Source organism: Sediminicoccus rosea (assembly GCF_033547095.1).
GTDB lineage: Bacteria > Pseudomonadota > Alphaproteobacteria > Acetobacterales > Acetobacteraceae > Roseococcus > Roseococcus rosea.
On record NZ_CP137852.1, the window covers coordinates 3,528,634 to 3,542,882 of the forward strand.

General features: G+C 70.2%; 15 protein-coding genes. 8 read left to right on the forward strand and 7 right to left on the reverse strand.

Features of this window, described 5'->3' with window-relative positions:
* Positions 1-3 precede the first annotated feature (3 nt).
* Genes R9Z33_RS17045 through R9Z33_RS17070 form a run of 6 tightly spaced genes read right to left on the reverse strand, consistent with a single transcriptional unit; the run spans position 4 to position 5,929 of the window.
* Positions 4-486 (reverse strand): tripartite tricarboxylate transporter TctB family protein, encoded by a 483-nt coding sequence (locus tag R9Z33_RS17045; protein ID WP_318647766.1) that lies wholly within the window; start codon positions 484-486, stop codon positions 4-6.
* Positions 486-1,433 carry a Bug family tripartite tricarboxylate transporter substrate binding protein gene (locus R9Z33_RS17050; protein ID WP_318647767.1) on the reverse strand — a complete coding sequence of 316 codons (948 nt, stop codon included), beginning with the start codon at positions 1,431-1,433 and terminating at the stop codon, positions 486-488. Before R9Z33_RS17050 ends, R9Z33_RS17045 begins: the two co-directional genes overlap by 1 nt.
* An 11-nt stretch (positions 1,434-1,444) precedes the next feature.
* A complete protein-coding gene (locus R9Z33_RS17055) occupies positions 1,445-2,389 on the reverse strand; it encodes a Bug family tripartite tricarboxylate transporter substrate binding protein (RefSeq protein ID WP_318647768.1) in 945 nt (314 codons plus the stop codon).
* A 20-nt stretch (positions 2,390-2,409) separates the two neighbouring features.
* The gene (locus R9Z33_RS17060) at positions 2,410-3,168 is read right to left on the reverse strand and encodes an SDR family oxidoreductase (protein WP_318647769.1); all 759 of its coding nucleotides are present in this window, start codon (positions 3,166-3,168) and stop codon (positions 2,410-2,412) included.
* The gene (locus R9Z33_RS17065; RefSeq protein ID WP_318647770.1) at positions 3,165-4,196 is read right to left on the reverse strand and encodes a zinc-dependent alcohol dehydrogenase; all 1,032 of its coding nucleotides are present in this window, start codon (positions 4,194-4,196) and stop codon (positions 3,165-3,167) included. The genes R9Z33_RS17060 and R9Z33_RS17065 overlap by 4 nt, the downstream gene beginning before the upstream one ends.
* A complete protein-coding gene (locus tag R9Z33_RS17070) occupies positions 4,196-5,929 on the reverse strand; it encodes an acetolactate synthase catalytic subunit (protein ID WP_318647771.1) in 1,734 nt (577 codons plus the stop codon). The genes R9Z33_RS17065 and R9Z33_RS17070 overlap by 1 nt, the downstream gene beginning before the upstream one ends.
* A gap of 157 nt (positions 5,930-6,086) precedes the next feature.
* Between R9Z33_RS17070 and R9Z33_RS17075 the strand changes: the two genes are divergently transcribed.
* Both R9Z33_RS17075 and R9Z33_RS17080 read left to right on the forward strand, forming a co-directional pair.
* A complete protein-coding gene (locus R9Z33_RS17075) occupies positions 6,087-6,848 on the forward strand; it encodes a tellurite resistance TerB family protein (RefSeq protein ID WP_318647772.1) in 762 nt (253 codons plus the stop codon).
* A 73-nt stretch (positions 6,849-6,921) separates the two neighbouring features.
* On the forward strand, positions 6,922-7,902 hold the full coding sequence (locus R9Z33_RS17080; protein ID WP_318647773.1) for a Bug family tripartite tricarboxylate transporter substrate binding protein: 981 nt from the start codon (positions 6,922-6,924) through the stop codon (positions 7,900-7,902).
* A 486-nt stretch (positions 7,903-8,388) separates the two neighbouring features.
* Here the strand turns inward: R9Z33_RS17080 and R9Z33_RS17085 are convergent, their stop codons facing one another.
* Positions 8,389-9,306, reverse strand: a complete 918-nt coding sequence (locus R9Z33_RS17085) for a LysR family transcriptional regulator (protein WP_318647774.1) — start codon at positions 9,304-9,306, stop codon at positions 8,389-8,391.
* 105 nt (positions 9,307-9,411) lie between these two features.
* Here R9Z33_RS17085 and R9Z33_RS17090 point away from each other — a divergent pair, with 105 nt between their 5' ends.
* From R9Z33_RS17090 to kdpF, 6 genes are all read left to right on the forward strand, one after another.
* The gene (locus R9Z33_RS17090) at positions 9,412-10,353 is read left to right on the forward strand and encodes a tripartite tricarboxylate transporter substrate binding protein (protein ID WP_318647775.1); all 942 of its coding nucleotides are present in this window, start codon (positions 9,412-9,414) and stop codon (positions 10,351-10,353) included.
* A gap of 26 nt (positions 10,354-10,379) precedes the next feature.
* Positions 10,380-11,108, forward strand: a complete 729-nt coding sequence (locus tag R9Z33_RS17095; RefSeq protein WP_318647776.1) for a DUF1028 domain-containing protein — start codon at positions 10,380-10,382, stop codon at positions 11,106-11,108.
* A 10-nt stretch (positions 11,109-11,118) separates the two neighbouring features.
* A complete protein-coding gene (locus R9Z33_RS17100; protein ID WP_318647777.1) occupies positions 11,119-11,493 on the forward strand; it encodes a nuclear transport factor 2 family protein in 375 nt (124 codons plus the stop codon).
* Between the two features lie 373 nt (positions 11,494-11,866).
* On the forward strand, positions 11,867-12,694 hold the full coding sequence (locus R9Z33_RS17105; RefSeq protein WP_318647778.1) for a polysaccharide deacetylase family protein: 828 nt from the start codon (positions 11,867-11,869) through the stop codon (positions 12,692-12,694).
* A complete protein-coding gene (locus R9Z33_RS17110) occupies positions 12,691-13,890 on the forward strand; it encodes a GNAT family N-acetyltransferase (protein WP_318647779.1) in 1,200 nt (399 codons plus the stop codon). The genes R9Z33_RS17105 and R9Z33_RS17110 overlap by 4 nt, the downstream gene beginning before the upstream one ends.
* 268 nt (positions 13,891-14,158) lie before the next feature.
* Positions 14,159-14,248: a K(+)-transporting ATPase subunit F gene (gene kdpF, locus R9Z33_RS24780; protein WP_404830604.1), complete on the forward strand. Its 90-nt coding sequence runs from the start codon at positions 14,159-14,161 to the stop codon at positions 14,246-14,248.
* The last annotated feature ends 1 nt before the right edge of the window (position 14,249 follow it).

Below are 14,249 nucleotides of genomic sequence, written 5' to 3' on the forward strand. Positions count from 1 at the left end.
CCCTCAGCCCAGTCGAAGCACGCCGAGCGGGGCGAGCATCCGCTCCGCCGGCCCGGGAGGGAACGGCACGCCGAGTGCGGTGCCGAAGAGCAGTGTAACGGCACCCACCAAAATGACCGCCCAGAACATGGCGGCGGGCCAGGCCACACCCTCCGCCACACGCATCACGAGGAGCGTCGCGAGGCCGCCCGAGACGATAAAGCCCAGATGCGGAAGCGCCAGCGCCACGCCCAGCATGGCTCCGCCATAGCCGAGGAAGCCACGAGACCGCAGCGGGGATTCCGCCCCGCCCTCGGGCTCGCCATGCCCGGGTGCCACGAGCACGCCGAGTGCTGCCACTGCGATTAGCACCACGAGGATCTGCGGCACCAGCCCCGGCCCAGGCCCGTCAAAGGCGGACCAGGCTGGCAAGCGCGCGGCCTCCCATCCCGCCAGGCCGCAGAAGACCAGTGCCGCGATGGCAACGGCGCGCGCGGTCCAGTTCATCAGCGGCGGGCCAGGCCGGCCTCCCGCAATTGCTCGCCGAAGCGCGTGAAGCCGGCGCGGATTGCCTGTTCGAAGGCGGATGCCTCAAGCACTTCAGGCACCATACCGAAGCGTGTGAGCGTCGCTTCCACGGCGGGAGCGCGGGCGGCGCGTAGGAAGGCGTCCGAGAGGGTGGCGATCCGATCGGGCGGCGTCGCGCGCGGGGCGACAAACCCCAGCAGGCTCTCGATCGTCACGTCGAAGCCCGACTCGCGCAGCGTCTGCACCTGCGGGAATTCCTTCCAGCGACCGGGCGAGGAGGAGGCCAGCAGCCGCATCCGGCCGGACTGGATGGCGGGCAGCATCTCGGGCGGGGTTTGCGAGGTGCATTCCACATGCCCGCCCAGCACCGCGGTTACCGCCTCGGCCCCCGACTGGAAGGGGATGAACTGGAAGCGCGTGCCATAGCGGCGGTTCAGGTCGAACATGCCGAGGTTGTTGGGGGGGCCGGTCGCGCTGAAGGTCATGCGCCGCGCCTTGGCGGCGTTGATCAGATCCTGAATCGTGCCATATGGGCTCTCGGCCCGCACACCGATCCCATAGAGGAAGCGGGCTGCGCCCGGCAGATAGGCGAAGCTGTCCAGCGTATAGCTGACCTCCATGGTGTGCGGCGCGATGGCGAGGCCGGACATGGCACCGCTGCCGAGCGTATGCCCATCCGGCCGCGCCTGGGCGACCGCGGTGAGCGAGGCGGTGCCCTGCCCACCTACCCGATTCACGATCTGGATCGGCACGCCCAGATGCTTCTCCGCCTCGCCCGCCACGGCGCGCACCGAGACATCGGTGGAACCGCCCGCGCCAAAGGGAACAAGGATCGTCACCTCGCGGTCCGGCCAGCGCGGCTGGGCGCGCAGCGCGGGGGCGGGCAGCAGGGTGGCGCCGCCCAGCAGGATCAGGCGTCTTTGCATGTCGTTCCTCCTCATCGGCGGGCCAGGCCGGCTTCGCGTAGATGCGGGCCGAATTCGGCAAGGGCGCGGCGCTGCATCGCCTCGAAATCCGCGGCCGGCACAGGAGCCGGAATCATGCCGAAGCGGCTGAGCGTCTCGGCCACGGCGGGGTTGCGGGCCGCCTGGAGGAAGGCGCGCGAGAGGATCTCAGCGCGGTCCGCCGGCACGCCACGCGGCATGACGAGGCCGAGCACGCTGTCCACCGCGAGCTCCACGCCCTGCTCGCGCAGCGTGGGCACATTCGGCAATTCCTTCCACCGCGCATCGCTGGCCGAGGCGATGAGGCGCAGCCGGCCCGACTGCAGCGCAGGCAGCATCTCCGGTGGGTTCTGGATCACGAAATCCACATGCTTGCCGATCGCGGCCGTCACCGCCTCGGCGCCGCCCGGGAAGGGGATGAAGGCAAAGCGCGTGCGCAGCCGCGCATTCAGCTCGAACATGCCGACATTCTGCGGCGCGCCCGCCGCCGCGAAGGTCACGCGGCGCTGGCGCCCCGCCGCGATCAATTCCTGCGCCGTGGTGATCGGGCTGTCGGCCGGCACGGCGATGCCATAGAGATAGCGGGCATAGCCTGGCAAGAAGCCGAAGCTGTCGAGCGTATAGGGCAGGTCCAACACATGCGGCAGGATGGCGAGAGCGGCCATGCCGGCGGTCGCCATCACGTGACCGTCCGGCCGCATCGTCGCGACCTGCGCGGGCGCGCTGGTCCCCTGCCCGCCCGTGCGGTTCACGATCTGAATGGGCACGCCTAGCAGCTTCTCGGCCTCCGCCGCCATGGCACGCGTGGAGACATCGGTGGAGCCGCCCGCGCCATAGGCGACGAGGATAGTGATCTCACGGTCCGGCCAGGCGGCGCGGGCGATGCCGGGTGCGAGAAGCACCGAGCCTGAGGCGATGAGGGCCTGCCTGCGTTTCATGTCGTCTCCCCTTGTGCCGGTCAGGGCATGAAGCTGCCGCCGCCGACGTCGATCGTTGTGCCGTTCAGATAGCCCGCCGAATCCGAGGCGAGGAATGCCGCCACCTCCGCCACATCTTCGGGCGTGCCGAGGCGGCCGGCCGGGATATTGGCGAGGAAGCTGTCGTTGGCGCCCGCCGCCGCACCCGCGGCCATGGGCGTGGCGATGCGGCCGGGCGCGATGCTGTTGACCGTGATGCCATGCGGGCCAAGCTCGCCAGCGAGGCTGCGGGCGAAGCCCATCAGCCCGGTCTTGGAGGCGGCGTAATGCGCGCCCGCGATCCGGCTCATCGTGCGCGAGGCCTGGCTCGTGATCATGATGACGCGGCCCCAGCCGCGCGCGCGCAGCGGCGGGATGCAGGCCTGGCTCATCAGGAAGGCGCCGGTCAGGTTCACCTCCAGCACGCGCCGCCATTCGGCGGGCGGCATCTCCGCGATGGGACGGCGGCGCCCCTCATGCTTGGGCGAGATGCCGGCATTGTTCACGAGGATGCCAAGCCGCGCCCAATCCGCGCCCAGCACCTCGGGCAGTGCCGCCACCGCCGCATCATCGGAGACATCGAGGCGGATGGCCCGCGCGCTATGGCCCTCGGCGCGGAGCGCGGCGGCGGTCGCCTCCACCTCCTCCAGCACGTCCGAGAGCACGACGGGGTGCCCCCCCTCCGCAAGGCGGCGCGCGATGGAAGCGCCGATGCCACGCGCGGCGCCGGTGACGAGGGCAAGCCGGTCCGAGGCGCTCATGGCTGAAGCATCACCTTGCTGGCGGCGCGCTGCCGCGCCAGTTCGAAGCCCTCGATGCCCCGCGCGAGCGGCAGGCGATGCGTGATCATCGGGCGGAAGCCCTCCGGATCGCGCGCGAGCAGCGCAAGGACACGGTCCCAGGTGCCGCGCGCCGCCCCATGCGAGGCGAGCAGGCGGTGGCGCATGCGCACGAAATCGGTGAGCGCCAGGGTGAGCGGCGCGGCATGGATGCCGACGGCGACGAGACGCCCATCCTTGCGCAGCACGCCGAGCCCCTCCTGGATGGTGGCGGGAATGCCCGTGGCCTCCAGCACCGCATCCACCGGCGCGCCGCCGGTGAGCGCCAGGACCTGTTCGCGGAGCGGCGCCTCCGCCACATCCAGGATCTCCTCGAAGCCCAGCGCACGCAGCACGTCGAAGCGCGGCCCATCGGCGCGGCCGGAGATGATGACGCGCGCCCCCGCCGCCCGCGCCATGATCGCAAGTGCCTGGCCGATGGTGCCCGGCCCCATGACGAGCACCGTCTCGCCCAGGCCGATGCCGGCGGTCAGCACCCCCTCGCAGCCCACGGCCAGCGGCTCGGCCAGGGCGCCGAGTTCCGTGTCCACCCCTTCGGGCAAGGGCAGGCAATTGGCGGCGGGCGCGCGGACATGGCGGGCGAAGCCGCCATCAACCGTGAGGCCGATGGTGGCCCGGCGCGTGCAGCCGCGCGGCTCGCCCCGCAGGCAGGCGGCGCATTGGCCGCAGGGGATGCCGGGCATCACCGCGACACGCTGGCCGAGCGCGAGCGTGCTGACACCAGGGCCGATGGCGGCGACGATGCCCGCGAATTCATGTCCCATCACGACAGGCAGATGCGGGGCCATGAAGCCGTAGCCCTCGCTCCATTCATAGGCGTGCACGTCGCTGCCGCAGATGCCGACATTCTCGACGCGCACCAGCACCGCACCCGGGCCTGGCGCCTCGGGCTCCGGCGCCTCGCCGAGGTCGAGGCCGAAGGCCGCCACGGTCTTGCGCAGCGTAAGCATCAATAGGGCTCGTCGAAATGGCCGGCGTAGTAGTTGATCGGCGGCCGCGCGTCGGGGTCGGAATGGACATCAATCAGCATCGGGCGGCGGGCGGCGAAGGCCTCGTCCAGCGCGGGGCCGATGCCGGAAGCCTCGGTCACCTTGAGGCTGGCCACGCCGCAGGCCTGGGCGATCAGCGTGTGGTCCACATCGGTGAAATCCACCGCATCCGTGTGGTCGCCGAACTTCACCAGCTCGGCGTGCTTCTGGTAGCCGAGGATGCCGTTGTTCAGCACGATCAGCGTCACCGGCAGGTCGAGCCGGCGCATCATCTCCAGCTCCGACCAGGAATGGCCGAAGCCGCCATCGCCGGCGAGGCAGACCACGCGCCGGTCCGGGGCGGCCACCTGCGCGCCGATGGCAAGCGGCACACCCCAGCCCAGCCCCGCAATGCCGCGCGGCGTCAGGAAGCGCTGCCCGGCGCGACGCGCGGTCAGGAACTGGCCGATCCACATGGAGGAATAGCTGGCATCGGCCACCACAATGGCCGAAGGGTCGAGCCGGCGGTCCAGCTCGGCCATGATGCGCTCGGGCCGCACCAGCCGACCCTCGCGCGTCATCACCTCGGCGATGCGGCGCTGCCAATCGGCGACGGCACCGGCGATCTCGGCCTCGATGCCGGGGCGTGCGGCGGCACGGGCGGAGAGATCCTGGCGCGTGAGGGCGGCGGCGAGCGCTTCCAGCGTGAGGCGCGCATCGCCCACCAGGCGAAGCGCCTCGTAGTTGCGGCCGATCTCCATCGGGTCGGGGTCAATGTGGATGAAGCGCGTGCCGGGCGGGAACATCGTCCAATTGTCGGTCGCATTCGCATTGGTGCGCGTACCGACGAGCAGCACCACATCCGCGCGCTCCACCATGCCGCGCAGGCGATGCGTCCGCGCGCCGGGAGACATGACATAGCCGATGACGCCGAGGGTCAGCGGATGCGTCTCATCCGCCGCCCCCTTGCCCATCACGGTGGTACCGATGGGCAGATGCGCGCCCTGCTGCAGCGCGGCGAGGGCGGCGGAGGCATCGGAGGAATGGATGCCGCCGCCGGCCAGGATCAGCGGCGCCTTGGCACCTGCGAGCAGCGCGGCCGCCTCCTCGATGCGGGCCGGGTCGGGCAGGCTGCGGTCGAGCGGATAGATGCCGAGGCACGCGCGGCGCGGGCTGGGCGGCGCCGCATTCTCGGAGAGCAGGTCGGCCGGCACCAGCAGCACGGCCGGGCCCGGTCGGCCCGAGCAGGCGGCGGTGAAGGCCATGTCCACGTAGTCTTCCAGGCGATCCGCACGATCAATGCGGCGCACCCATTTCGAGACCGGGTCGAACATCCGGATGTGATCGAGTTCCTGGAAGGCGTTCTTGTCCGCCTGGTTGCGGTTCACCTCCTGCACCAGGGCCACGATGGGGATGGAGGCCTTCAGCGCCTCGGCCAGCGGGGGCACCAGCAGCGTGGCGGCGGGACCGTTCTGCGCGGTGACGACGCCGACGCGGCCGCTGATCCGCGCATAGCCATCGGCCATGATGCCGCCCATGTTCTCCTGCCGGTACATCATCTGCCTGATGCCGGCGGCGGGGGCGGCGAGGTGGAAGGCCGAGGGCAGGCTCTGCCCGAAGGCGGTGGTCACGCCATGCCGGGCGAACGCTTCGGCCAGGCGCATCGCGACCGTGGCATTGTGGATGGCGCCCGGCGGCGTGGCGGCGTCCGGCATGCTTCTGCTTCCTTCCCTGGGCACGCTGGCCCGTTATTCGATATATCAGAGTGATGGGCGCAGGGGGTGTCAATAGGCTCAGGGCTCCCGCAGCCGCACTGCAATATGGACGAGCGTCCATCTTGCAGTGGCAGCCGTCGGCTACAACCTGAGGAGGATGATGAATGCGCAGAGCCTCCTCGAACGATTTCTCGGCAACAACGCGGCCGCCCCCGCGCCCCAGCCGCCTGCCTCGCCCTGGGTGAACCCCGCCGCGCGAGGCGCCTCCGACATTGCGGGCGCCGCGCGTCAGGCGTTGGACGCGGCAGGCGGGCTCGGAGGGCTAGCGGCCTCGGGCGCCGCCGGAGGTCTCCTTGGCCTTCTCGTCGGCGGCAAGAAAAAGAAGAAAGGCGGCGGCCTGGGCGGCGTGCTGAGTCATGGCGGTGCCGCCATGCTGGGTGCGCTGGCGAGCCAAGCTTATCAAAGCTGGCAAAAGGGCCAGTCCCCAGCGCAGACCCCGGTGGCCTCACCGCAACAGATCACCACCGTCGCGCCGCAATTCCTGCCGGCGGCTGCCCCAGCGACCGATGGGGCGCCCTTCGAGTTGGCGCTAATCCGCGCAATGATTGCCGCTGCGAAGGCGGATGGGCATGTGGATTCCGAGGAGCAGCGGCGGATCTTCGAGAAGGTGGGCGCCTTCGGCCTGGATGCCGAGAGCAAGGCCTTCGTCTTCGACGCGCTGGCGGCGCCGCTTGGCGTGTCGGACATCGCAGCCCTTGCCTGCACGCCCGAGCAGGCAGCGGAGCTCTACCTCGCCTCGCGCTTGGCGATGGAGCCGGACGGACCGGCCGAGCTCGCCTATCTGGACGCGCTGGCCCATCGCCTGAAACTACCGGCCGAGCTCGTCTCCCACCTGAATCATCAGGCTGACGCGGCCTGAGGGGGGGGCGGCTGGCGGCGCAGGGCCCATCTCTGCTTGGATAGGGGCAAGCAAGAACACAAGGATTGACGCCATGACCCCCATCCATCGCCGCACCGCGCTGGCGCTCGCCAGCGCCACCGCAGGCCTGTCCTCCGCCCGGGCGCAGACCGGCGATTTCCCGAACAAACCACTGCGCATCATCGTGCCCTACACGCCGGGCGGGACGACCGACATCGCGACCCGCCTGGTCGCCGAGCCACTGGCACGCGCGCTGGGCCAGCCGGTGGTGATCGAGAACCGCCCGGGGGCGAACAGCATTCTCGGCGTGGGGGTCGCCGCCACCAGTCCGCCTGATGGCCACACCATGGTGATGGTGCTTCCAGCGCACGCGGCCAACGCGACGCTCCAGGCCGGGCGCTTGCCCTTCGACCCGCTGGCCTTCGCGCCCGTCTCGCTCGTGGTGCAAGCGCCGCTGGTGCTGGCAGGTAGCCGGCATGTGCCAGCGCAGAATCTGCGCGAATATCTCGACTATGCCCGCGCCCGCCCCGGGCAAGTGAACTATGGGTCCAGCGGAATCGGCGCAACCGCCCATCTCGCCATGGAGGATCTGCAGCTGCGGACCGGGCTGCGAATGGTCCATGTGCCCTACCGCGGCACACAACCGGCGCTAGCCGATCTCATGGCCGGGCATATCGGCATGATGTTCGACACCTATTCCACGCTGAAGCCGCAATTCGAAGCGGGCAACATCCGGCCGCTCGGCATCGCCACCGCCACGCGGCCGAGCTTCGCAGCCGAGTTGCCGACCATCATCGAGGGCGGCCTGCCGGATTTCGTGGTGAGCTCCTGGTGCATGCTGCTGGCGCCGCCCCGCACGCCGCAGGCCATCGTGGACCGGCTGTCCGCCGAAGTGGGGCGCATCGTGCGCCAACCCGCCATGGCACAGCGCCTGCAGGAGATCGGCTTCGTGGTCGAGGGCCGACCTTCGGCCGACACTGGGACCTTTCTGCGGGCGGAAGTCACGCGCTGGGCCGGTGTCATTCGTTCGGCCGATGTGAAGGTGGACGGCTGACGCACCGCCCTGTCCGCCTCATGAGCCTGAACGGGGCCGTACTCGCATACGTCTCCGGTTGTCGGGCCGCGCGGCGCTCGCTGGCGACGAGCTCCTGTCACCAAGCGTCATGGAGACGCCAGCGAGGAGCAGGCCCGCCCCGAAAGCCGAGAAAGCTGAGCATGACCGGCCTCATTCTCCCGGAACCGCAGAAAGGGCCACGGCGGAACCGCGCTCCCTTCCAACGAAGACCAGGCGCGCGCGGGTGCGACTGACTTGGATCGGCGTCGCGAGGCCTGACATGCGGCGGACACAGTTCGACCGCGAGGCCGAGCAAGTCCAATGGCCGGGCATGCTGCCCCTGTCGCCTGGGTGGCCGGCCCGGAGACCTTGAACGAGCTGCAACCATGGGCCGCGTCCAGCCCGCCGATCATCCCGGCCCTGCCGCGCGCTGCCTCGGGCCTCCTCGTCATCCGGCAAATGCCAACGCAGCCGGCGCGCCAGGCCTCACCCGGGTCCGAAGTCCCCGCCCCCGCTCCACCCGACAGCTTCCTCCCGCACCGCGTCGGCCATGCGCGCGGCGGCCAGACTGCGCGCCCCTGCCCGAGGCTCCGCCAGATAGAGCGTGCGGATGATCGGTTCATCGGCCAGCCGTGTCTCGCACAGCAGGCCGGCCTCGACCTCGGCGCTGACCGCCATGGACGACGCCAGCATCTGCGCCACGCCGCCCACCACCAGCGCCTTTTGCGGAGCCAGCGTTTCCACCTCGAAGCGAACATCAAGCGTGACGCCATGGCGAAGCGCCAACTCTTCCAGCCGCTGGCGAAAGGGGTTGCGCGGACCGGGCAGCACCAGCGGCACCTCCCCCAGGCGGCGAAAGAGCTGTGGCGCCTCGGCCCGGTAGCCAGCAGCGGCATGAGCCACGAGGCGCATTTCCTCCCGCAGCAGCGGCGTCAGGCGGATCGCGCGCGCGGGGGGCGGATCGAAGATCAGGGCGAGATCAGCGGCACCCGAGAGCATGGCGTCCTGCAGGTGATCGGCGAAGCCGCCGATGAAGCGGATGCTGACAGCGGGATGGGCGGGAATGAAGCGCCGTGCGAGGCCGGCGCTTAGCCGCTCCAGAAAGAGCCAGGGCAGGCCGATGCTCACGGCGCCCGAAACCTCGCCCTGGCGACCGCGCATCCCTTCACGCAGCGCGTCGAGTTGCTGCAGCAGCGGCGCTGCGCGCTCCCGCAGCGCATGCCCCGCCTCGGTCAGGGCAAGGCCGCGGCCATGCCGGCGAAAGAGGGGCTGGCCCAGATCGGCCTCGAGCAGCCGCATCTGACGGCTCAGTGCCGTCTCGGCGATGCGCAGGCGAAGCGCCGCCTGGCGCAGGCTGCCGAGTTCGGCCACGGCCAGGAAGGTTCTCAGCTGGCGTAGGTCCATGAAGCCTCTCGATCGCGAATTTCTCGCTGTCTGATTGATCCCGTTTATCAGAGATTGCTGATCTGCGTCGCCTTAGCCTCCCCGCCGAACAGCCGGAGGCCCGCCATGCTTCGCCTTGCCCTCGCCCTCCTCGCCGGCCTCCTGCCCGGTGCTTCCGCCCTGGCACAGGCCGAACTGCCGGCGCGCGGCATCACCATCATCGTTCCCTATGCGGCCGGCGGCGTCACCGACACGCTGGCACGGCTGATGGCCGAGCGCCTCACGCCACGCCTCGGCGTGAACGTCCTTGCGGAAAACCGCAGCGGCGCGGGCGGGCTGATCGCAGCCCAGGCGGTGGCCCGCGCCCGACCGGACGGCGCAACGCTGTTGATGCACAGCAGCGCCATCCTGGTCGTCGCCGCGAACACGCCCGACCTGCGCTTCGATCCCATCACCGAGCTAGCGCCGGTGGGCTTCGTCGCGGGGCTTCCTGCCGTGCTGGTGGTGAACCCCGCCGTGCCGGCGCGCAGCATGCCCGAATTGCTCGGCTGGCTGCGGGCCAATCCTGGCCGGGTGAATTGCGGCATCCTGGGCGAGGGCAGCACCGACCATCAGGCCTGCAAAGCTATCGAGCGCACCGCCGGCACCACAATGGAGTTCCCGGTCTATCGCGGCCTGCCGCCGCTCAACATCGACCTCCTGGCCGGGCTGATCCAGATGAATTTCGGGTCGGCCTCCATCCAGATGCCGCTGGTGCGCGAGGGCCGGCTGCGCGCACTCGCCGTGGGGACGGCGCAGCGACTGGCCGAATTACCGGAACTGCCGACGCTGCTGGAATCGGGCGTGCCCTATGACGGGCTGGCAGTGAATGCGCTCTTCGCGCCGGCCGGCACGCCCGCCCCGCTGCTGGCCCGGCTGAACGCCGAAGTCGCGGGGATCATGGCCGAGCCCGCGATGCGCGAGAGGATCGCGGGCATGGGTGCCCTGCCCGGCCCACCCGATGCCGCCTCCCTCGCCGCCACCTTCCGGCGCGACTGGGATCGCGCCCGCGCCGCCGCCCAACGCTGACCGCATCACCCAGGGAAGACACGTCCATGACCTATTCCATCGTCGCCCGCTGCCCGAAGAGCGGCCAATACGGCATCGGTGTCGCCACCTATTCGCCCGTCGTCGGCAGCAATGTGCCGCTTGTGGTGCCGGGGCGCGGGGCCGTCGCGCATCAATGCGTTGCCTCACCGGCGTTCCGCGCCATGGCGGGGCGGCTGCTGGGTGAAGGCGCTTCGGCGGAGGGCGTGCTCGGCACGCTGGCTGCCTGCGATCCGTTCTGGCAGAGTCGGCAGGTGATCCTGGTTGATGCCTATGGCGGCGTCGCCGGCTTCACGGGCGAGCGTGCGCCGCCGCACGCCGGCCACCGCCTGGGCCAAGGCTTCGCTGTCGCCGGCAATGTGCTGACCGAGACCTGCCTCGCCGACACCTGGGAGGGCTATGTGGCCACCGAGGCCACCGATCTGCCGCTGGCCGAGCGGCTGGTGCGCGCATTGGAGGCCGGCGCACGCTCCGGTGGGCAGGCCGAGGGGCTGACTTCTGCCGCGCTGCTGGTGGCAGGCCATGACAGCTTCCCATTGGTGGATCTGCGTGTGGACGTGCACGACACGCCGGTGAAGGCGCTGCGGCATGCCTGGGATTTCATGCGGCCGCTCGGCGACTATTACGTTCAGCGCAAGACCAACCCCATCGGGCTGCCGCGTTGGTGGCAGAAGCGGATGGAAGAGGTGCCGGGCTGGAAGCCCAACCATCTCGTCCAGGTGATCCCGCAGCAATAGGAGGCAAGCCGTGCCGCATGACACCAAAACCCTTCTGCGTGACTTCGCCGCTGCCTGGAACCGCCATGACATCGAGGGGCTTCTCGCCCTCGTCACCGAGGATTGCGTCTTCGAGACGGCGGCCGGCCCCACCGCGCAGGGCTCGATCTTCGCGGGAAAGGCAGCCTTGCGCGCAGCCTTTCCCGCCGCCTGGCAGACCTGGCCCGATGCGCGCTGGGAGGATGCGGTGCATGTGGTCGCAGGCAGCCGCGCCTTCAGTGAGTGGACCTTCCGCGGCACGGATCGGGCAGGGTCGGGTGTCGAGGTGCGCGGTGTCGATCTGTTCGAGATTCGTGACGGACTGATCGCCCGCAAGGACACCTATCGCAAGGTCAGGACAGGCTGAGGAACCGAGGCGGCGCCGGCATGCGCTGCCGTGGGGCTGACCGGGAGGTTGCCCTACAGTCATCCATCAGACGCGACGGGCGCAAATTCACCGACGCAGCGCCGCGCGGTGGGCCAATCCGCCATGGCCTTGCCGGGCCCACTCGCATCGCTCAAGCCGCATGGAGCGACCGGCACCCGAAAATCTTGCGCTGACAACGGCCAAGCCGGACTCCGTCCCGGCGACGAGTGCCACCCTGCGAAGCGCTTCCGCGCTCGCCTTCGGCCCCCGCCCCGCGAAGATGGCGGCCGGATCCGGCGGCAGGCCGGGGTGGACGAAAAATTTACGCACGTCCATCTATACCTGTCCTGTATTTTTGGATACGTTTCACAGAATGAGCATCCGCGATCGCTGGAATGGCCTCAGGCGGCGCAGCCTGGATCGCCTGGCGCGCCGCTTCTGCGCGGCGCGGGCGGAGAACCACGCGGGGCGCCCGCTGGTCAGCGTGGTCTTCGACGACATTCCCCAAAGCGCCGCGCTGGAGGGTGGGCGCGCCCTGCTCGCCCGTGGCATGCGCGGCACCTATTTCGTGGCCGGCGGCCTCGAAGGCGGCGTCGCGGCGGATGGTGAGCCCTTCTTCACCCGCGACGACCTGCTTCGCCTCGCCGGCGATGGTCATGAGATTGGCTGCCACACCTTCAGCCATCGTTCGATGCCCCGGCTGAGTTCGACCGAGGTGATGGACGATCTCGCCCGCAACCGGGACTACCTGGCCTCCCGACTGGGCGAAATGCCGGTGCACAGCTTCGCCTACCCCTATGGGGACACCTGCCCGCGCACCAAGCGCATCGTGCGCCGCCATTTCCCGGTCGCGCGCGGGGTCTATCACGGTATCAATGAGGGCGCCCTCGACATCGCCCAGCTTCGGACGCTCGCCATCGAGACATGCGCCATGCACTGGGACATGTTTACGGCGGCCCTCGACCGCGCCGCCGCGACAAATGCTTGGGTGGTGCTGGTGACGCACGACGTGCGCTCTCGCCCAGGTCCCTGGGGCACGACGCCCACCGATATCGCCCGCGTCCTGGACGAGGTGCAGCGCCGGGGGATCGAGGTGCAGACCATGGCCAAAGCGCACGCGGCCGTTCGGGGCGGCGCGACGGCCCCGCCGGGGCTCATCTCCGCCGCTGCCCTGCCGGTCGATCGGCAGAGCATCGCGTGACCGCGGACCACCCCGCCCCGCCCGCATCGCTGGAGGGTGTGTCCCGCGGCGCCGGGCCCGGGTCGGCGAGCATCCGCATCTTCACGAGCATGGACGAGGCCGAGGCCATGTGGCGTGCGGCGGAGCGAAGCCTGATCCACACCGCCTTCCAGACCTACGAGTGGCTCGCCACCTGGGTGGAGACACTCGGGACGGAGGTCGCGATCACCCCGCTGATCGTGCTGGTCGAGGAAGGGGAACGGCCGGTGATGCTGATCCCGCTCGGCCGTGCCAAGCGGCGGGGCATTGCGACCATCACCTTCCTGGGCGGCGAGGTCACCGATTACCACGCGCCGCTTGTGGCGGCAGACTGGCAGGATCGGCTGGCGCCGGCGGGCTTCGCGCCGCTCTGGACGCGCATCCTGGCCGCGCTGCCACGCGCGGATCTGCTGCGGCTCGGGCAGATGCCGGAGGACATCCTCGGCGTGCCGAACCCCTTCGCGAGCCTGCCCGGCGCGCGGCCTTCCGATGTCGCCCTGAGCTTGCGCCTGCCGGCCAATGTGGAGGACTTCCGGCGCGGATTGCGGTCCAATCTGGCCTCCGACACCCGGCGCAAGCGCCGGCGCCTCGCCGAGATCGGCGCGGTCGAGCACGCGGTTGCACGCACGCCGGAGGAGATGTCGGCCGCGGTCGCCGCCATGGCCGACCGCAAGTCGCGCCGCTTCCTGGAAACGACGGGTAAGGACCCTTTCGCCCGCCCCGCCTTCCGGGCCTTCTACGACCGCATGTCCCAGCGCGTTCCGGGTGACGGCGCTGTGCAGGCAAGCGTGCTGCGGGTGGGCGGCGAGGTGGTGGCTGCCCATTGGGGTGTCGTCCATCGTGGCCGCTTCTACTACCTGATGATCGGTTGGTCGGCGGGCGAGTGGTTTCGCTACTCCGTCGGTCGAATCCTGATCGACGCGCTCATCGCCGCGGCGATCGAGGACAGGCTCGAGGTCTTCGACCTCACCATCGGCGACGAGGCCTACAAATCCGATTGGGCGAATGAGCGCCTGACGCTGTTGGCGCTCAACCTTGCGCTGAGCCCGGCAGGGCGTGTCGTGCTGGCTGCCGAGGCGGCGCGTCACGCGCTGCGCGAGAGAGCGAAGCGGGTGCAGTGGCTGCGCGCCCTGGTCCGGCGCCTGGCCGGACGCAAGCCGTTGACCGACGGGGGCTGAACCACCGATCCGCGCGGCGTCAGCGCCGCCGCTCGGCTCCGGTGGATAGCCCGCTCGAAGGCACGGCGACGCGCATCTAAGCCCCCAGCCTTTACGGCATCCTTACACGTCCGCTTCAGCTTCCGCATCGCGCCATCACGCGCCTTTGCGGCAGGGTTCCTTTGTTCCGCAAAGGGCTTCCCATGCTCGACATCCTCCTTCTCGCCGCCGGCCTCGCCGGCTTTGCCTTGCTTGCCCTCTACATCCGCGCGATCGGGCGGGTGTGACGATGGGCTACGACCTCTGGCTCGGCGGCGCTGTCGCCTTGTGCCTCCTCGGCTACCTCCTTTGGGCCCTGCTGCGGCCTGAAAGCCTCTGAC

What these genes read in the sequence shown, in the direction of transcription:
- R9Z33_RS17075 (WP_318647772.1), top strand. Translation starts at nt 6,087, where the DNA reads ATGATGAATGCGCAGAGCCTCCTCGAACGATTTCTCGGCAACAACGCG.
- R9Z33_RS17050 (WP_318647767.1), bottom strand. Translation starts at nt 1,433, where the DNA reads ATGCAAAGACGCCTGATCCTGCTGGGCGGCGCCACCCTGCTGCCCGCC.
- R9Z33_RS17090 (WP_318647775.1), top strand. Translation starts at nt 9,412, where the DNA reads ATGCTTCGCCTTGCCCTCGCCCTCCTCGCCGGCCTCCTGCCCGGTGCT.
- R9Z33_RS17045 (WP_318647766.1), bottom strand. Translation starts at nt 486, where the DNA reads ATGAACTGGACCGCGCGCGCCGTTGCCATCGCGGCACTGGTCTTCTGC.
- kdpF (WP_404830604.1), top strand. Translation starts at nt 14,159, where the DNA reads ATGGGCTACGACCTCTGGCTCGGCGGCGCTGTCGCCTTGTGCCTCCTC.
- R9Z33_RS17070 (WP_318647771.1), bottom strand. Translation starts at nt 5,929, where the DNA reads ATGCCGGACGCCGCCACGCCGCCGGGCGCCATCCACAATGCCACGGTC.
- R9Z33_RS17095 (WP_318647776.1), top strand. Translation starts at nt 10,380, where the DNA reads ATGACCTATTCCATCGTCGCCCGCTGCCCGAAGAGCGGCCAATACGGC.
- R9Z33_RS17080 (WP_318647773.1), top strand. Translation starts at nt 6,922, where the DNA reads ATGACCCCCATCCATCGCCGCACCGCGCTGGCGCTCGCCAGCGCCACC.
- R9Z33_RS17105 (WP_318647778.1), top strand. Translation starts at nt 11,867, where the DNA reads ATGAGCATCCGCGATCGCTGGAATGGCCTCAGGCGGCGCAGCCTGGAT.
- R9Z33_RS17060 (WP_318647769.1), bottom strand. Translation starts at nt 3,168, where the DNA reads ATGAGCGCCTCGGACCGGCTTGCCCTCGTCACCGGCGCCGCGCGTGGC.
- R9Z33_RS17065 (WP_318647770.1), bottom strand. Translation starts at nt 4,196, where the DNA reads ATGCTTACGCTGCGCAAGACCGTGGCGGCCTTCGGCCTCGACCTCGGC.
- R9Z33_RS17055 (WP_318647768.1), bottom strand. Translation starts at nt 2,389, where the DNA reads ATGAAACGCAGGCAGGCCCTCATCGCCTCAGGCTCGGTGCTTCTCGCA.
- R9Z33_RS17085 (WP_318647774.1), bottom strand. Translation starts at nt 9,306, where the DNA reads ATGGACCTACGCCAGCTGAGAACCTTCCTGGCCGTGGCCGAACTCGGC.